Below are 17253 nucleotides of genomic sequence, written 5' to 3'. Positions count from 1 at the left end.
TCAGCGCATTCCGTGCCGAACGGGCTTGGCTCGGGTATCTGGCTCCTTGACCGTGGCGAGCGGTGGCGGGTAGTATCTCCAAGCGCACTTTCGGCCAGGTAGCTCAGTTGGTAGAGCAGCGGATTGAAAATCCGCGTGCCGGCGGTTCAAGTCCGTCTCTGGCCACCATCGAACACAAGGAAGACCCCGTCGAATCGGCGGGGTCTTCTCTTTGGGCGCTCGCGCCTACTCGACTACTTCACCGTGAACGACTTGGTCGCCGAGTAGGTCTTTGCGGACCACGCCGTCTCGGGAGCGGCCACCTGGAGCTTCCACGTCCCCTTGGATGGGAACTTGTGCTTCACCGAGTACCGCAGTGCGCCGCTCGAGTAGCTCGTCCTCGTCGTGAACGACGAATACGTCTTCCACGATGAGCCGACCCTCTTCCAGCGGTAGATGCGCACCGTCATGCTCCGAGCAGACCCCGCCTTCACCGAACCGCTGATCTTGTAGGTTCGGGTTCCGGTTCTGGACGTGGAGATGGCCGAGGTGTACGCCTTTGGTGCGACCTTCACCGTGCCATCCGTCGATGCGTTGTACGTCGAGTCACCCGCGAGGTGGAATCGATAGGTCGTCGTCACACCCGGCACGAGCGATGTCGACAGTGTTCCGCCCGCACCCGACGTGATCGACTTCACCGTCGTCCACGAGCCGGCCGAGTACTTCTGCAACGCCACAGGTACGCCAGCAATCCCTGAGCCCGCCAGCGAGTCCGCCTTCAGGGCCCCCGTGAGGGTCACGGACTTGCCGTATGAAGGAATCAGGGTGCTCGCGTGGATGGTCGTGAATGCGGACTTGGTGGAGGAGCCACCGGCCACCCAGAAGCTCGCCAGGTGTTCGGTCTCGGCGTTGCCGGCTCTATCGATGGACAGGAACCGAATCGTGTGAGAGCCGGTCGTGTCGATACTCGCGATGGTCCCGGTCGTCCACTCAGAGTCATCAAGCTTGTAGTGAGTCGATCGGACACCGCTCATGGTGTCGGATGCAGTGAAGGTAATCTCGGCCGAGCCGGCGTAGTACGTCGCGTTCACGCTGGCGGTGGTCACCGGGTCGGTCCTGTCGATGCGTACGCGAGCCAGCTGCGCGGTCTCGGTGTTGCCGAGCGAATCGACCGACCAGTAGGTGACGTTGGTGGTGCCCTCGGCCGAGACCGTGACCGTGCAGTCGTATGTCTGCGGCGTATCGGCGCCGAACCGGTAGTAGGACTGCGCGACGCCGGCGCCGTCATCCCACGCGTCGAGCCAGAACTCGACGCTATCGGAGGCCCAACCGCTTGGGACGCCGTAGATCGTCGTCTCGGGCAGGTAGGACTCCGGGGACATCGCGATGTCCTGCAGGATCGGTGTGCCGGTGTACTCGAGGTCGAACGTCACGTCTTCGTACGAGGTGTATTCGATGTACGGCGACAATCGGTAGTGGCCTGCTCCCGGGGCTCCCAGGCTGTACGTACCGTCGGCAGCGGTCCGGGTCCAGGTCTCGTACAAGAAGGTGTCCTCATCGCCCCATAGCTCGATCTCCAGGTCGGCTATCGGGGCGTGCGTGCTTGCGTCGGTGACGGTCCCATAGACGGCCCGTTCGTATCGCTGCAACCTCGTCACGCCCACATCGACCGGGGTCGTCCCATCGAATCCTGCGGCGTCGAACTGGTGATCATCGAAGCCCTCTGCCACGACATAGAACGACGTGCCGTCGTTCTCCGGCAAATGTATCTCGTACTCACCGTTCTCATCGGTCGAGGTGAAGTCGCTGTAGCGATCCCCGTCGCGATCGCACGAGGCGTCGACACTCACACCCTTGAGGGGGTCTCCTGTGTCCGAGTCGATCACGGAGCCCACGTAGGCGGTCGGAAACTCGACCATGTCGAAGTCACGATCGACAGTGTTCGTTCCGTCGAACTGCACCGTCGTGCCCTGGGACTCGTAACCGTCTGCCTCAACGAGAATGTCGTACTCGTTGGCGCCTCCATAGAAGACGTACTCACCGTCGTCGTTCGAGTGGATCCACTGACCGTTGTATCCGTTGTCCCATTCCACATGAAGATCTGCATTGCTCAGCGGGGCATGCGAGACGGAGTCGGTAATTACTCCACGAATGGCGATCGGCTGCTCCGCCAGAGTGAGGTCGAGACGCAGGTCCATGTCAGTGACCTCACGCTCGAGCTCCAATCGCTCGTACTTGCTGTCATCAACGACGATCGTCCACTCGCCCGGAGGCCCAAACAGCTCGTACATGCCGTTGGGCAGGGCGTAGGCGGTGTCGCGGTACGTCTCGCCTTGGTAGTCCACGCTGCCTCGCACGCCGATGTCGGAAACGGGGGCTCCCGAACCGTCAGTCACCACGCCGTAAAGCGCACGCGAATACTTCCTCAGAGCGAAGTCCCTGGTCGTCGGCGTCGCGCCATCGAAGGTGGCGCTGGCCTCGGCCGACTCATGGAGGTCGGCGGAGCATCCCAGGGTCGAGAGGCCGGCAGGGCCATCGAGGGAGTAGGAGCCGTCTGCATCATCGCAGTAAGTCCACGTCTCGAATGACGATGAACCGTCCTCGAACGTGAGGTGGATTTCGGCGCCGCGCACCGGCAGCTCGGTCTCGGCGTTCGTCACGGTGCCAACGAAGGCTTCGCCGATGGGGAGCAGGTCGATGTCGAGTGTCTGCTTGGTGCCATCGAATGCGAATGTGTCGGCTCTGTCAGCGAAGCCCCTCGCGCTGGTTTCAATTTCCAGGCCACCTACCGGCGCCCGCAAAGAGTAGTGCCCCTCGGCGTCGGTCTTCACCTCCGACACGTTGTCCCAGTAGCCTCCCATGTCGTGGTGGAGGTGCACGGTGGCACCCGAAACGGCAGCGCCGCTGCCCGCTGCACGCACATAGCCCTCTACAGCGATGGGGAACGGGTCGGACTCGAGATCGATCTCCAATGTTGCGCCGCCGTCGTAGGTCACATCCTTCTGGGTCTCGGAGTGGAGATCGATGCTTCTGCCCATCAGAACGTACTCCCCGGCCGGGAGCCGGAACTCGTACGCACCGTCGGCGGTGGTATGGGCATCTTCGTACCAGGAGCGGTTGTCGGCGTCGTAGCCGGAGATTGAGACGTAGCCGATGAGGGGTTCCGCGGTCACTGAGTCGAGCAACTTGCCTCTTACGGCGACCGGCGGGCGCTCCAGAGCGAGGTCGAGGGTCGCGGTGCTTGTACCGTCGAAGGACACCGACGCGCCCTTGTCCATCAGGTGATTCGCGTTGGCGGTCACGTCGAAGCTGGCCGCAGGTCCGCGAGCCGCGTATGTGCCGTCTTCCTCGGTGTACTGCCATCCGTTGTACGTGTTCTCATCGAACACGTACGCCCAGTGGACCGTGCCGCCTTCAGCGGGCAAGCCCGTTTCAGACGCTGTGACGGAGCCGACGACCGCGATGGGATGAGGATCGACCGCGATATCCAGCGTCACGGTGTTCGTGCCGTCAAACGAGTTGCTCTCAACCACCTTGGTGGGGTAGCCCCACTTCTCGACCTCGATCGTGTATTCGCCAGCAGGAACGGTGAGCTCGTAGATACCGTCGCTGGAATATGCCCAACCCTGTGTGCTCGGGTCGGACTCCATGTACGCGTGCACGCGGCCTTCGACGCTCTGTCCGGTGACCGCATTGGTGAGCGCACCGGTGAAGGCGATTGGAGGAGGCGGCAGCACAAAGCCGAAACTCGCAGTCGAGCCCGGTCCGTCGTAGTAGAAGTCCTCGTCGATTCGCTTGTACTCGCTGTGGGAGACATGGATCGTGTAGTCACCCGCAGGCCAGTCGCAGTCGATCGAAAACTCCCCGTTCTCGTCGGCGTAGCACCAGAGCTCAGTTGTGTCGGATCCGCGCGTTATCCACACGGCCGCGTCTTGCACGGGGTCGCCGCTCTCATTCTGAACCGTGCCGTAGATCCGGCCGAGTGGGTCGAGATCGACATCGCACTGCCACGGCGCGACGTTGTCGATGGTGAAGGGGCCGGCGGTGCCCTTGGCGTATTTCAGCGCACCCGGGTCCACCTCGAGCGAGTAGTCACCGTTCGGGAGCCACAGTTCGTAGTAGCCGTCGGCGTCTGTTTGGGTGTCTGTGTAGTAGTCGCCGCTCGGTGAGGCGAGCACCGTGACGACGGCGCCTTCCAGCCCGTTGGCGCTGTTCGCATCGCGAATCTGCCCGTAGACGGCTACGCCTTCGCTCACCGCAAACGCCCCCACAGGTACCGTCGCGAGCACTGTGAGCGCGACAAGCACTGCACCCCCGAGCCCGAGCAGTCGTGTCCACCGATGGCCTCTCATGGTTCCTCCCTTGTCGCCCAACGGGGTCGCGCTAGTCTCGACTACTCAGTCGAATGCGCGGACTGAAGGAACAGTCCGGCGCGGCCCGAGTCGAGAACCCTCATCTCCACAGTGCCCTCATACCGACCGCCCTTGTCGGGGGCGGATTCCTCCGATGCCACATACATCAGTACGTTTGCGCCCGTCAGGTCCTTGACGCCCTCCGTCTTGCCGGCATCCCACGAGAGGACACGCACGACGATGCGCTCTCCTGCGGTGCCCTTGGGGGCGGTGCCGTACGGCTCGAACTTGAGCGAGGCAGTTGTGGTCTTGAAGCCGTCCGGCACCTTGAGCTCCGAGACCGTCATCTCGGGGGCGCTGGTTACGGTGGTGAGCGTGCTGCCCGCCTTGGCGACATCCGGGCTTCGCTTGCTTGCGACGACGGCGCGACCCACGGAAGGGGCCGCCGCTGATGATGAGCCGTTTGTGGACGATATCGCGCCCGTTGAACCGCCGCTTTGCGGCGGCGGGGTCGGTTGCCGAGCGGGCAGCGCAGCTCCGAGCCACACGCCGGCTCCGAGCGCCACTACTGCGATGGTTGAGGCCAGTATCGCGACGTTGCGGGTAGTCCAAAGCGACCCCCGTGCAGCCTTCTGCCCTGCGTCTTCGTTAGGCGTCATTGCACGTCCTTGCGCACGACCGAACGATTGAGGCCCCCCTCGAGTGAGAATCTACCCAAAAGCGCCCGGGTTCTTCGGTCGTGAGGGCGATGGCTTCGTCGCAGTCTCGCCTCGTGGTGGGCAGCGTGTTGTTCATCGCGCGTATGGTCGTCCTGGTGAGCGGGCCGCTCCTGTATGCGCGTGCTGTCGCCATGAGAGAATGGGACGAATCCGATGTTCGCCCAGCCCGTGGGAGCCCGCATGACAACGGTCATCTACTACTTCTCGGGGACGGGCAACTCGCTGCTCACGGGCCGCAAGCTCCTGCAGCGCCTCGACGGCGCCGAACTCCTGCCGATGATGACGCTGGCCGAGACTCTGGACGACCCGGTGCGACGCGACGCTGATGCCATCGGGCTCGTGTTCCCGGTCTACTTCGACCGCATACCCGAGATCGTCCGCACCCTCATCACAGCTGCGGCGCTGCCGGCGGACGCCTACTACTTCGCGATCACCACCAGCGGCGAGCCCACCGGCAACGCACTTCACGCGACCGACATGCTCCTGCGCTCGAGGGGCGCGCGCCTGGCGTATGGCGCCAACCTCGCGCTCGCGGACAACAGCATCGTCGCCAAGACCTCCGAGGCGAAGGCTGCCGAGCGGTTCGCGCAGCTCGACGCGGTCACCGACGACATAGCCGCTGCGGTCAACGGTCGCGTGCAGCTCGACGTGCGCGAGCTGCGCGATGCGGGTCTCGCCGCGTTCGGCCACGTCAGCTCGTTTGGCTTCATGTACCTCTACGGCGCGAGGCAACGGGCGGTCGACTCTGACGCCTGTACCCGATGCGGCCAGTGCGCCACACTCTGCCCGGTCAACAACATCACCGTGACCGATGAGGGTGTTCGGATCGGCTCGGACTGCGTGTGGTGCTTCGCGTGCCTCAACTGGTGTCCTCACAAGGCGATCCGGTTTGGGAAGATCGATCCTGCCGAGAAGGGCCAGTACCGATGCCGGGGCATCAGGGCCGGCGACATTCGCACGTCCGTGCAGACGAAGGGGACAGCGTGAAGCTCGAGAAAGACACCGAGAGGTACCTCCTCGACTCGATCAAGCGATTCTTCGGCGAGGAGATGGAGGTTCCCGTAGGGGACCTGAAGGCCGCGCAGATACTCGACTACTTCGTCGGGGAGCTTGGCCCGAGCATCTACAACCAGGCGATCGCCGATGCGCAGGCGTACTTCATCGACAAGGCATCCGACCTTGCAGGCGTGCACAACGAGGCCGAGTTCAACTACTGGAAGCAGCGCTAGTCGGGCGACGAATCCTTCGGCAGCGCCACGCTGCGCTCATGCCCGAGCTGGTCGATCCGGAGGAGTAGACCGGTCAGCACCATGACAGTGCCGAGCATTTCGAGTCCTTCCTCGGCGGCGTATTGGAAGTGCCGCAAGTATCGAGGCAGTCCGATGAGCAGGTAGTTGACCAGCTCCATCCCGATGCCACCCAACGCGTAGACGAGCAACCCGCCAACGACCCAGCGGCGGAGCATCTTCGTATCGGGCCCGGACAGGCAGTACGCGATCACCACGAAGAACACCAGCGCGATCGGCGCGTAGAACCACGTCCACTTGATGAGCAGGAGGCCGTCGATCTGCTCGTGCAGCCACGCGGTCTCATCGAGGGAGAGCCACGCGTAGCCCAGAGCCAGGGTGGGCCAGAAACCCCTGGACCATCGGGGCGTCGCATCGCGCAGCGTCGCAAGCACAAGAGCGCTAATCGCCACAGCGAGCAAGAGCGCGGACGAATACCAGGTCGGGACGTTCTGCTCGCGGTCCAGATCGAAGAAGCTGTGCACGAACGGTGAGATCTTGATCGTCGCGAAGTGCATCACGACTACGAGCGCCACGCCGATTAGCAGGACGGTCACCCATTTGCGGACGGGAATCGGCACGCGCTACACCCCCCAAAGAGCCTCGTGAGCCGAGAGTCAGTGTAGCGCGCGGCGCGCAGGTCTAGGGCCGAGCGCTCCACGGGACGGGTTCGACGCCGGTTTCCTCGGCACGCTGAAGTCGCAGAGCGTCGCTCGGGCAGGCGCCGACGCACGCACCGCAGCCATAGCAGCGTTCGGGGTCGATCGCGACCCGGGTCGCGTCATCCGGCAGCGCGAGGGCGCCAAACGCGCACGTCGGGACGCACGCGCCGCACGCGGTGCAGGCGGCTGCGTCCAGTCGCGCGAGGTGCCCCGAGCCTGCGAGCGGGCTGAAGCCGGCGCGCTCGGCCTTCAGGCCGATGCAGCAGCACGAGCAGCAGTTGCAGATCGCGTACATGCGTCCGCCCGCTGCATCTTTGAACCACAGGGTGTGGATGCTCCCGCGCTCCGATGCTGACTCGATGACGCCGAGCGCCTCGTCAGCCGTGATGAATCGCGCAGTCGACTGCTTCTCGACCACGAAGCTGGCGATCTCGTCCCCCAGGTAGAGGCACTGCTCGAGCGGACCGCAGTGGCCATCCCGGTCGCCGGCGGCCTCGGCTGCACCTCGGCACGCGCACTGCGCGAGCGCGATCTTCACCGGCGCTTCGAGTACGACGTCGCGCGCGGTCTCAAACGGCACGACGTGCTCGAGAGCGCGCAGCTCGATAGGCTGGTTGAGCGTGATGACGCGGCGCGCCTCGTCGGCGGGTACGACCTTCGCGTGATGCGTCTTGGCGAGGTGTTCGCCCGTGGCGCGTCGGAACGGCCCGAGCCAGGGCCGCGCAAGCGCCCAGCGCACGATGGCGACGTATCGCTGCGTCCAGCGGTAGTAGACGTAGCCGTGCGCGGCGAGGTCGGGGCGGTCGGGCTGCAGGCGGAGGAGGCGACCCACTCGCTAGCTCGAAGGTGTCGGGTCGGCGCAGTCGCAGACGCCCGCGGGGCGTGCGAACAGCTCAGCGGCGGCGAGCAACGGCTCGAAGGACTCGGGAACGAGGCGGTAGTACACCCACAACCCGCGCTTCGTGGACGTGATGAGCCCCGCCTCGGTCAGCGCCTTCATGTGGTGCGAGACGGTGGGAGCGGTCAGGCTGAGCTTCTCGGCGAAGACGCAGGCACAGACCTCGTCGGCGGTGCAACAGCGCGCCTCGTCAGCGCCGGCCCCGCTGGCGAGAAGCAGCAGGATGTCGCGTCTGGGCTTGGAGGCAAGGGCCTTGAAGATGAGGTCCATGTGGTCGAGCTGCTCGGTGGGCATGAGGCTCCTCGCCACTTCGATGACTGTCGAAATACTAGCGGCAGGCGCGCCGTTCGGCAACCATCCGCGCGTGTGTGCTCGTTCGGTGAACATGACCATCTCGGCACGCGTCTTGTTGTGATGCGTGTGCCTGTCAACCGGCGATGGCGGGCCTGAGCAAGCGGTTTCGTGCTTCGAGATGCTATGCTCAAGAACGCGCCTGAAGTGGGCGTGACCGTTTCCGTGGTGCCTGGAGGACGTGTGTCGAGTTCGCTTGTTCGCAGAGCGTTGTCGCTGACGATGATCGTCTGTGCGGTCTCGCTCTTCGGTGTACTCGCGTTCGCTCCGCCCGCCCACGCGGTGAGCAAGAAGACGCTTGAGGCCAACCGCGCACGGATCATGACCGAGCTTGATGGCATGCGCGTGCGACTGCAGGCCCGCATCGACGAACTCACGTCGACAGGCTCCAAGATGCAGGAGACACAGACCGAGATCGACATCGTGAGCAAGCAGCTCGCCGACGTCGAAGCGCAACTCCAGCGGCAGAAGCTCGGGCTGGCGACGCGGGCAGCCGAGCTGTACAAGGGCGACCGCATCGGAATGATCAACGTCCTCCTCAGCTCGGAGAATATCGAGGACCTGATCCTCAAGACGCAGTACCTGATTCTCATCAACCAGCGCGACGCATCGGCCCTCAACGACGCACGGCTCATGCGCTCCGAGAGCCTCTGGCTGCAGGAGAGCCTCAACCGGCGCTACGACCGGCTGGGCGCGCTTCAGGCCAAGGCCGATGCCGAGCGCATGCGTATCGACACCGACATCCGCAAGGCTGAGACGAGAGCGGCCGCCATCGACGCCGACCTCGCCGAGTTGCTGCGTCAAAGCCAGACGCCTACCACCGGCGGCGACACGAGCGGCTCCTTCAATCCGGACCTCGTCCTCACCGATGCGAACTTCCGCTCGCAGGACATGACCGAGACGGGCATCCAGGCGTTCCTGGACCGCCAGGCCGGACCGTTGAAGTCGTACACCGCCAAGGACCACAACGGCAACACCAAGTCCGCGGCGAAGATCATCGCCGAGGCCTCGGCTGCCTGGAAGGTCAGCCCGCGGGTCATCCTCATCACGCTGCAAAAGGAGCAGTCGCTTCTGAGCAAGCGGCCAACCAAGCAGTCGACCTACGACTGGGCGCTCGGCGTGGGGCGGCCGGACAGCGGTATCTCACAGATGAAGTACAAGGGCTTCGGCAACCAGGTCTGGTACGGCGCCAAGTCCTTCAACACCGGCGCGAATCTGTGGCGCGCGGGCAAGGTGCTCAAGATCGACTCGAGCACGGTCATTCCCGCCAACGGCGCAACCTACGCGCAGTATCGCTACACGCCGCACCTGCACGGCGTGACGAACTTCTGGTCGCTGTGGATACGCTACTTCAACGACAATCCTGCGAAGTAGTGTCGCCTGAGGCGTAGGCCTACAGGTACTCCCACACGTCGTCGACGCCCGCCTCGGTCGCCGAGACACAGTGATCGATCCAGTGCAGCGGGGTGCCCGCAGATAGGTCGATCAGTCGCAGGTCGACCACCTCCGGCGTATCGAGCCAGCGTCCCTCTGCGTCGATGAGCACCTTGACGCGCGGATGCAGCAGGTCGTCGTTGTTGACGCGGTAGACCACCGCCGTCGAGTTGTCCTCCAGGATGACCACCGCACCCATCGGGTAGATGCCGAGCATGGCCACAAGCGTCTTGGTGATCGTCGGCTCGTAGGCCTTGCCGCGCCCCTGCATGAGTACTGCGAGTGCCTTGTCCGGCCTGATCTCGCGACGGAACGGACGGGCCGTCGTCATCGCGTCATAGGCGTCGCACACTGCGACGATCTTGCTGAAGAGGTGCTGCTCGCCGGCGGTCGACTCCGGATAGCCGAGAAGGTCGTGGCGCTGGTGATGCTCGAACGCGACGATCATCGGAAGCTTGTCTTCGAGCTGCAGGCGCTTGAGCAGGTCCGCGCCCTCCTCGCTGTGCTTCTTCACGAGCGACCACTCATCGGCAGTCAGCGGGCCGGCCTTCGTGAGGACCTCCTCGGGGATGCGCACCTTCCCGATGTCGTACAGCAGCGCGGCGAGACCCAGCGACCGGATGTCGCTCTTGTCGAGCCCGAGCGCCGAGCCTAGCGAAATGCCCAGAATGCAGACGTTGATCGAGTGGTTGAGGGTGTAGTCGTCGTGACCCTTGATGGCCGTCAGTCCGAGAACGGCGGCCGGATCCTGCAGGAGGTTGTCGAGCATCGATTCGACGACGCGCTGGAGCGGACCGACCTCCAGAGCCCGGCCGAGCTTGGCCTGCATCTCGACGTCGCGCATCGCGGTGACGCCGGCGTCGTACGTCGCGCGCGCCTTGGCGCGGACCTCGCGGTTCTTCTCCTCGTCGCCGCTGCCATCCAAGGTCGTCGTCTCGTTGACCGTGATCGAGTGGACCTGACGCTGCTCGAGGTGTGCCCGCGACGCATCGATATCGCGCGGTGCAGCCTGCGCGACCAACTCGATGAAGACCGCGGTCTCCTCGGGGGTGGTCATCGACGAGAAGGTGACCGCGGAGATACCACGGATCAGCAGCTCCTCGATGAGCTTGCTGTAGGTGACGCTCTCCTCCGAGAAGATCTGGTTCTCGACGAACAGCGTGCTCTTGTAGATGTTGATGGTGACCTCGTCGAAGCCGAACGCGACGATGGATCGAAGCGCCGCGACGAAGTCGGCCAGCGACTGTGCGACCGAAGGGTGCGATGTGGGATACAGCGTCGCGTTCGTGTACGCAACGGCGAGGGTGCGCACGAGATCTCGGGCGGATTCCAAGCGCTCCGGTGTCGCGAACGGGGCCTCGACGGCGACGAATCCGGTCGCCTCGGAGGCCACTTCACCCGGCGAGGGGAGCGGACCTTCGTTCTCGGGACGGTACGGCATGTCGGTCACTGCTCGTCAGCTCCTTCTTCCTGTATCGCTCGGTCGACGTTTGCCAGCGCCACACGCGCTTGCGAACGAAGCTCCCGGCCCTTCCTGCTGAAGACGATAGTACGGTCCGCCGTGCGCGCGAGTGCGCGCCTCGCATCCGGCGTTCCGATCAACTCCAATGAACGGATGATTTCCTTCTTCGTCTCATGTGAACGCATCACGTTGAGATCTTCGAGTGCGCGGGTGAGTTGCGGCACGGCCGGAGCGGCCTTCACGCGGCCGATCTCACGCACCGCGAACCGCTGAGTCTCCGGCTCGGGATGCCCGAGCGCCTTGACGAGCGCGTTCGCGGCTTCCGGTGCCGTCGTCTCGGCAAGCGCGGTGATGGCTGCGAAGCGGACCGACTCGTTGAGGTTGGAGAGTCCCTGCGAGATCACCGGCACCGCTCGACGGTCGCCAAGCGACGCGAGCGTGCGCAGGACCGAGATCGCGGCGACCGGGTCATCGGTGCGAATCATGGTGCGCGCCACGCCGATGACCGAGTCGCCCATCCCACGCAGTGCCGGTCGCAGCAGCGAGCGCTGGCGGTCGGTAGCGTGGATCGAGGCGGTCAGCGCCGCCTCGGCGCCGGTCGGGCCTGCGGCCAGCAGGATTTCACCGGCGATGGCGGCATCGGCATCGTCGTTGATGGCGGCGCACACGTCGGTGAGTACAGCCGGGTCGTAGAGCGAGGCGCGCGCGGCCGCAACCGCGTCGCCCACCCCGATGGCAGCGCCCGATTCGAGCTCGTCGAGCCGGCGCAGCGCCTCGCGGACCGCCGGAAACGCGCCGGCGCGGGCTGCAGGGGCGAGCGAATCGTTGATCGCGCGCACGCTCTCGGCTTCGGGGTGCGTGCGCGAGACCGACACGGCCGTCGTGAGCCCGCGTCCTGCGGAGAGACGGGCTGGCGCGACTGCGACCTGTCGGTCGAGGTCGCTCGTGTCCTCATCGACGGCCATCTCGCGCGCCATCTCAGCCGCGGTCTCGGACTGTGCCGAGTCATCCTCGGCGACGGGGGAGGGCGCGAGCAGCCGTGACAACAGCGCGGCCTTATCGGCGGGGAGCGGAAGCGCGGCGGCAACGCGCCGTGGATCGGTGGGGGCCTGTGCGGCAACCAGCGAGAGCAGGCGCGCAAGCGCGGCCGGCTTCATGTTGGCGACGATGCTGAGCATGCCCTCCATCCGCGAACCAAGGCTGTCGGACTGCAGCGAGAACGCGAGGACCTTCATGCGCGACGTCTCGTCGAGTCGCATGAGCGCCTCGGCGACACGCTGCATCGCAAGCTCGCGGGTGGCCGCTTCAAGTCGCCCGATGGCGTCGGACATCTCGTCGCGGCCTGGCCCCTCGGTCTGTTGCCAGCGCTCGGCGGCAGCGACGATCTCTTCAGCGATGTCATCGAGAGGCGCCGTCATCAGATCGAGCCCGAGCAGGCCGGACTCCTCGGAGGCGCGGAGCGAGACCTCGGTGACGGCGATGTGCGAGACGCCGGCCGCTACGAGTGCGCCTCGCGGGCCACCCGCTGCGCGAACGGCGGCCGGGTCGGAGTTGGCGACGGTGACGAACGCGGCGGTCTCTGCATCCGAGAGCCCCGGCGCGATGATGAGCTGTCCCACCTGGAGTGCGTGCAGCGCCTCGGCCAACGAGACGGTCTGGCTGCTTGAGGAGAGCGGTGCGTCGCCGATCCGAAAGCCGTGCGGATCGACGATGATGCGCAACGGACCGGTCGACGCGAGTTCGTTAGCGCGCGCGGTGAAGCGGGCGACCGCCTCGGCCGGAAGCGACGAGGTGGACGGGTACAGGCGCGCGCTCGATGCGGCTCCTGCCAGCAGCCGAAGCATCTCGTCAGCCCTCGGGAAGCCCTCGGAATCCACCCCCATACCCACCTCCTTCGCTCGTTTCGCCCTGTGAGGGTATATCGGAGTTGTCGGTGTCCCCCTGTAACCTCCGACCGCTCACAAAGAGCATTGCACAGTTACGAGTGTGAGCGACGTCACATGACAGTCTAGACTTAGGTGACGGCCACAACGATTCCCGCCGATACGAGGGTACGGATAGCTATCCTCGCCGATCGGAGGGCGAAGAGGTGCTCGTGGAGCTCCGCGCGCAGGCGTACTACAGACAGGTGGCCGAATCGGCGCTGGCGAAAGCCGGCGTCACCGAGCCGCCTGTTCCCGTGACGCTCATCATCGAGTCGCTCGGCATCCCGATTCTGCCTGTGAACCTGCCGATCTTCTTCACCGCTGCGACGATCAATACCGATGGCCTGCCGACCATGGTCGTCAACTACGCCCATTCCGAGGCCACCCGCCGAGAAGCCCTGTCGCACATGCTCGGGCACATGCTGTTGCTGCTCGACGACAATCGCAACGTGTTCCCTCGGGACAAGGGTGAGCACGAAGAGGCCGACATCGTGTCGCGCGAACTGACGATGCCCTCGAATATGGTCATCGAGCAGTCCCGGCTGTGGTTCAACGACTTCCGTTACCTCGCCCGGCTGTTCGGCGTGGGAGAGGCGGCGATGCTCGAGCGCATGCGCGAGCTCGGGATGGTCAATCACCAGCAGGGGATTCGCTGGGACTACTAGTATCTCGCCCGCGGACGGCATCGGTTGTGTCGCTGCGGCTGGTATCATCTGAAGCGAAGCCACCGGGGGGCGGCCATCGCCTCACCACACCTCTGAAACCCCGCTCTCGCAGGAGAGGAACCTCATGCGCACCAGCTACGCAGTCGGCGTCGACGTCGGCGGTACTCGCATCGCTGCCGGACTTGTCGAGCGCAAGGGCCGCATCGTCAAGGACGCGAAACGCCTCACGCCCAAGACCGGACCGTTCGCCGTGGTCGACACCATCATCGACCTCGTCGAAGAGGTTCAGACGGGCACGCAGCCGTCGGAAGTCGCCGGCATCGGCATCGGCATTCCCGGCCAGATCGACTTCCTGCGCCAGTCGGTTGAGTTCTGCACCAACCTGCCACTGGCCGGCGTGGACGTCCGTGCACTCGTCATGTCTCGGATGCGCCAGGAGGTCACCGTCGACAACGACGGGCACCTGGCGGCGTTCGGCGAATCGCGCTTCGGCGCGGCGAAAGGCGCACGCGACTTCATCATGCTCACGGTCGGCACCGGCGTGGGTGGTGGCATCTTCATCGATGGCAATCCCTATCGCGGCAGCCGTGGTCTGGGCGGCGAGCTCGGCCACGTCGTCGTCGACCTCGATGGACCGCCGTGCCCGTGTGGCGGCAACGGTCACCTCGAGGCATACCTCGGTCGTCCTGCGATCGCGGCACGCGGCAAGGAGGCGGCAGCGGCCTACACGGGTCGCGAGATCCTCAACGCCGCCGGCGGTAGCATCGACGGCGTCACCGCCGAGTCGGTGCTGTTCGCCGCGAAGAACGGCGATCCGGTCGCCCGAGAGATCCTGCTCGACTGTGGCGATGTGCTCGGTCGCTCGCTTGTCGGCTTCGTGAACATCTTCAATCCGCGCCTCGTCTGCATCGGCGGCGGCATCGGTGAGGCGTGCGACTTCATGGTCGAGCGGGCCGCCCAGGTCGTGCAGGGCGAGGCGCTTGCAGGCCGGCGTGACGTGTCCATCGTGCAAGCTGTGCTCGGCAACGACGCCGGCATCCTCGGAGCCGCAGCCATGGCGTTCGATGAGCACGATTCGCGCGAGGGACTCAGCCGCTGACGCGTGGTGCGTGAGGGGGTCCGCGTGGATTTCGGGAGCGTGTTGCGCGAGGCGTGGGTGACGGTGAGGCGTTCCCGCACGATGGGTTCGCTCGCCGGTATCTCGGTTGCGGGCGGCTTCATCTACGCGCTGCTCGTGGGCGTGGCGCTCGTGCCGCTGCTGATTCTGCCGCAGGCCACGCTGTCCCTGTCGATGGCGAGTAGCACGGCCGGAGCCGATGCGCCCGAGATCGACGCGTTCGTTGCCACGATCACCGACGGCGCGGCGACTGTCATCGCCGAGGCGGGACCGGCAATCGTCGCGGGTCTACTGCTCATCTTCGCCCTGTGGATCGGGCTGGGCATTCTCGATGTCGCAGCGATGGGGGGCATGATCGCCGAGGCGGCCTCACCACGATCGTCACGTACGCTGGCGCGACTCGACGACGGCTTTCGCGTGTGGTGGCGGGTCGCGGCCTTGTACGCTCTCGGGGCGCTACCCTCTCTTGTCTCGATGCTGGTGATGGGGCTGGTCGTGCTGTTCACAACGACCATCCCTCTCTCCCGAGGCGAACTGCCGTCACCGGCAGCCACGATCGCCGGGCAGCTGCTGATGGTGCCGCTTCAGCCGCTGACGGCTGTCGCCTCCGTGCTGCTTGGGCTGCTCGTCAACATCGCGGTTCGAAGCGCGGTGCTCGAGGACCTCGGATGGCGTGCGGCGCTTCGCCGAGGATTCGAGCTGGTCCGGCGCAATCTTGAATCGGTCGCGGTCATCTATCTGCTCTCGACGCTGATAGTCGCGTCGGTCCTGGTGGCAGCTGCGATCGTGTTTGGAATCGTGTCGTCGGCCCTAGTGGTACTCGTCGGCGCGCTCGTCGCCGTCCTGGGGTCGATGACGACCGCTGGCGTGGTCGCCGCGATTCTTGGCGTCGCCGTGGCGATAATGATGCTGGTTGTCTACGCTTTGCTTGTCGCGTGGCGCTCGGCGGTTTTCACGGTGCTGTGGAAGCGAATCGCCCTTGGAGACCGGCCGCACTCGACCGATCAGCGTGTTGCAGAGTCGCTACTTGAGGGAAGTCACACATAGAGCACGTCCAGCGGCCGAGAAGGCCACAGCCGGGAGGGCATCATGCGGTACGGCGAGATCATCAAGAAGGCGTGGCGCATCACGTGGACCTACAAATGGTTGTGGGTACTCGGCATCTTCGCCGGCATCACAGGCGGCAGCAGTGGTGGCGGTAGCGGAGGCGGTGGCAGCAACGGCTCGTCGAACCTTGGTTCGGCGTTCAACGGCGGGGGGTCGAGCGGTTCGTCCGGCTTGCCCGACATGAGTGGGCTCGGCGCCAGCGTCGCCCAGTGGCTGCCGGTCGTCATCATCTTCGCAGCGCTGCTCGTGCTCATCGGAATCGCGTTCGCGGTGCTGGGTATCGGTGCGCGCGGCGGCCTGATCTGGGCGGTCGATGAGATCGAGCAGGGCCGGGTACCGAGCCTTGGCGAGGCGTGGAGCGCCGGCTTCGCACGCTTCTGGCGGATCTTCGGGCTGGGGCTGCTTCTGCAACTACCGATCGCCATCGCGGCCCTTCTCTTGGCCGCGGTCATCCTCGTCCCGATTCTCGGAACCGTCGCGGCCGGAGGCGACCCCAACCCTGCGCTGATCCTCGGGCCGATGTGCGGGGCGCTCATCATCGGCGTGCCTGTGCTTCTGGTGGCGGCGGTGGTGCTCGGCGTCATGTACATCACCGGTACCCGCTTCGTCGTGCTCAACAACATGGGGGTCGTGCATTCCGCGAAGGAAGCCTGGCGCGCGTTGCGGGCCAGGATCATGGACCACATCGTGATGTACGTGATCTCCGCGGGGCTGAGCATCGCAGCGAGTCTCGTGCTGGTCGTGCCGATCGTCATCGTCGGGGTGGCGACGCTGGTACCGGCCATCATCACGGCCGGCAACGAGAACTGGGGTGCGTTCGCCGGAACGGTGGGGCTCTTCGTCGTGATCGTGTTCGTGCTGAGCATCGCGTTCTCGGCGATCTGGGGCACGTTCACCTCGGCGTTGTGGACGGTGTTCTTCCGCCGTCTGACCGGGCGCGAGCCGCTGGCTCCCGTTGCGATGCCAGTTCCCGCACCCGCGGCGCCGGCGGGCTACGCGCCGTCACCCGCACCACCCGCACCCGCTGGTGGCTACGCGCCGCCGGTCGCGCCGACACCGCCCACGGCGCCCGATGCCTGAGCCCGGCCGGCTCGTCGTCGTGGGGGACATGAACTCGCGACCGGACGGGAGCGGCTCGGACGGCGGCGCCGCGTACCAGGTCCTCCTGGCCGCGTGCCTCGCCCCCGGGGTCCGCGGCGCACTGCTCGTCCGCTCACGCTCCCACAGCAAAGGCTGCCTTCATGACCCTCACAGACATCGCGCTCCTGAACCTTCGGCGGCGAAAGGCCAAGGCGG

The 17253-nt window shown here is 65.5% G+C and carries 14 protein-coding genes and 1 tRNA gene; 8 read left to right on the top strand and 7 right to left on the bottom strand.

The annotated features are described in order from the left end of the window. Window positions 1–92 precede the first annotated feature (92 nt). Window positions 93–168: transfer RNA gene (locus HGB10_08360), tRNA-Phe, on the top strand. 65 nt (window positions 169–233) lie between these two features. On the opposite strand, the gene HGB10_08355 is transcribed toward HGB10_08360, so the two are convergent. Together HGB10_08355 and HGB10_08350 are read right to left on the bottom strand one after the other, a co-directional pair. Continuing rightward, window positions 234–4331, bottom strand: coding sequence for a hypothetical protein (locus HGB10_08355; protein ID NTU71814.1), 4098 nt, complete (start codon window positions 4329–4331; stop codon window positions 234–236). Window positions 4332–4372: 41 nt separating this feature from the next. Continuing rightward, a complete protein-coding gene (locus HGB10_08350) occupies window positions 4373–4990 on the bottom strand; it encodes a hypothetical protein (GenBank protein ID NTU71813.1) in 618 nt (205 codons plus the stop codon). Window positions 4991–5230: 240 nt separating this feature from the next. Here HGB10_08350 and HGB10_08345 point away from each other — a divergent pair, with 240 nt between their 5' ends. Together HGB10_08345 and HGB10_08340 are read left to right on the top strand one after the other, a co-directional pair. After that, entirely contained in the window at window positions 5231–6037 is an 807-nt protein-coding gene (locus HGB10_08345; protein NTU71812.1) for a 4Fe-4S binding protein, read from the top strand. Next, window positions 5977–6279 (top strand): DUF2164 domain-containing protein, encoded by a 303-nt coding sequence (locus HGB10_08340; protein NTU71811.1) that lies wholly within the window; start codon window positions 5977–5979, stop codon window positions 6277–6279. Before HGB10_08345 ends, HGB10_08340 begins: the two co-directional genes overlap by 61 nt. Here HGB10_08340 and HGB10_08335 read toward each other — a convergent pair. From HGB10_08335 to HGB10_08325, 3 genes are all read right to left on the bottom strand, one after another. After that, a complete protein-coding gene (locus HGB10_08335; protein NTU71810.1) occupies window positions 6276–6917 on the bottom strand; it encodes a hypothetical protein in 642 nt (213 codons plus the stop codon). The genes HGB10_08340 and HGB10_08335 overlap by 4 nt on opposite strands. Window positions 6918–6978: 61 nt before the next feature. Beyond that, the gene (locus HGB10_08330; GenBank protein NTU71809.1) at window positions 6979–7830 is read right to left on the bottom strand and encodes a 4Fe-4S binding protein; all 852 of its coding nucleotides are present in this window, start codon (window positions 7828–7830) and stop codon (window positions 6979–6981) included. 3 nt (window positions 7831–7833) lie between these two features. Continuing rightward, window positions 7834–8190, bottom strand: coding sequence for a helix-turn-helix transcriptional regulator (locus HGB10_08325; GenBank protein ID NTU71808.1), 357 nt, complete (start codon window positions 8188–8190; stop codon window positions 7834–7836). Between the two features lie 240 nt (window positions 8191–8430). Here HGB10_08325 and HGB10_08320 point away from each other — a divergent pair, with 240 nt between their 5' ends. After that, window positions 8431–9621, top strand: a complete 1191-nt coding sequence (locus tag HGB10_08320; protein ID NTU71807.1) for a hypothetical protein — start codon at window positions 8431–8433, stop codon at window positions 9619–9621. 19 nt (window positions 9622–9640) lie between these two features. On the opposite strand, the gene HGB10_08315 is transcribed toward HGB10_08320, so the two are convergent. Together HGB10_08315 and HGB10_08310 are read right to left on the bottom strand one after the other, a co-directional pair. Then, entirely contained in the window at window positions 9641–11131 is a 1491-nt protein-coding gene (locus HGB10_08315) for an HD-GYP domain-containing protein (protein NTU71806.1), read from the bottom strand. Further along, complete coding sequence (locus HGB10_08310) at window positions 11128–13026, bottom strand: hypothetical protein (protein ID NTU71805.1); 1899 nt, start codon at window positions 13024–13026, stop codon at window positions 11128–11130. The genes HGB10_08315 and HGB10_08310 overlap by 4 nt, the downstream gene beginning before the upstream one ends. A 212-nt stretch (window positions 13027–13238) precedes the next feature. Here HGB10_08310 and HGB10_08305 point away from each other — a divergent pair, with 212 nt between their 5' ends. From HGB10_08305 to HGB10_08290, 4 genes are all read left to right on the top strand, one after another. Beyond that, a complete protein-coding gene (locus HGB10_08305) occupies window positions 13239–13733 on the top strand; it encodes an ImmA/IrrE family metallo-endopeptidase (protein ID NTU71804.1) in 495 nt (164 codons plus the stop codon). A 124-nt stretch (window positions 13734–13857) separates the two neighbouring features. After that, window positions 13858–14832: an ROK family protein gene (locus HGB10_08300; GenBank protein ID NTU71803.1), complete on the top strand. Its 975-nt coding sequence runs from the start codon at window positions 13858–13860 to the stop codon at window positions 14830–14832. A 24-nt stretch (window positions 14833–14856) separates the two neighbouring features. Beyond that, window positions 14857–15897, top strand: a complete 1041-nt coding sequence (locus HGB10_08295) for a hypothetical protein (GenBank protein NTU71802.1) — start codon at window positions 14857–14859, stop codon at window positions 15895–15897. Between the two features lie 42 nt (window positions 15898–15939). Continuing rightward, the gene (locus tag HGB10_08290) at window positions 15940–17037 is read left to right on the top strand and encodes a hypothetical protein (protein ID NTU71801.1); all 1098 of its coding nucleotides are present in this window, start codon (window positions 15940–15942) and stop codon (window positions 17035–17037) included. The last annotated feature ends 216 nt before the right edge of the window (window positions 17038–17253 follow it).

It is taken from the genome of Coriobacteriia bacterium, from assembly GCA_013334745.1.
GTDB lineage: Bacteria > Actinomycetota > Coriobacteriia > Anaerosomatales > JAAXUF01 > JAAXWY01.
The sequence above is the reverse complement of the archived record's forward strand: the minus strand, read 5'-3'. Positions and strand labels throughout refer to the sequence as shown.

What these genes read in the sequence shown, in the direction of transcription:
- HGB10_08355 (NTU71814.1), bottom strand. Translation starts at nt 4,331, where the DNA reads ATGAGAGGCCATCGGTGGACACGACTGCTCGGGCTCGGGGGTGCAGTG.
- HGB10_08325 (NTU71808.1), bottom strand. Translation starts at nt 8,190, where the DNA reads ATGCCCACCGAGCAGCTCGACCACATGGACCTCATCTTCAAGGCCCTT.
- HGB10_08310 (NTU71805.1), bottom strand. Translation starts at nt 13,026, where the DNA reads ATGGGGGTGGATTCCGAGGGCTTCCCGAGGGCTGACGAGATGCTTCGG.
- HGB10_08340 (NTU71811.1), top strand. Translation starts at nt 5,977, where the DNA reads ATGCCGGGGCATCAGGGCCGGCGACATTCGCACGTCCGTGCAGACGAA.
- HGB10_08300 (NTU71803.1), top strand. Translation starts at nt 13,858, where the DNA reads ATGCGCACCAGCTACGCAGTCGGCGTCGACGTCGGCGGTACTCGCATC.
- HGB10_08345 (NTU71812.1), top strand. Translation starts at nt 5,231, where the DNA reads ATGACAACGGTCATCTACTACTTCTCGGGGACGGGCAACTCGCTGCTC.
- HGB10_08350 (NTU71813.1), bottom strand. Translation starts at nt 4,990, where the DNA reads ATGACGCCTAACGAAGACGCAGGGCAGAAGGCTGCACGGGGGTCGCTT.
- HGB10_08290 (NTU71801.1), top strand. Translation starts at nt 15,940, where the DNA reads ATGCGGTACGGCGAGATCATCAAGAAGGCGTGGCGCATCACGTGGACC.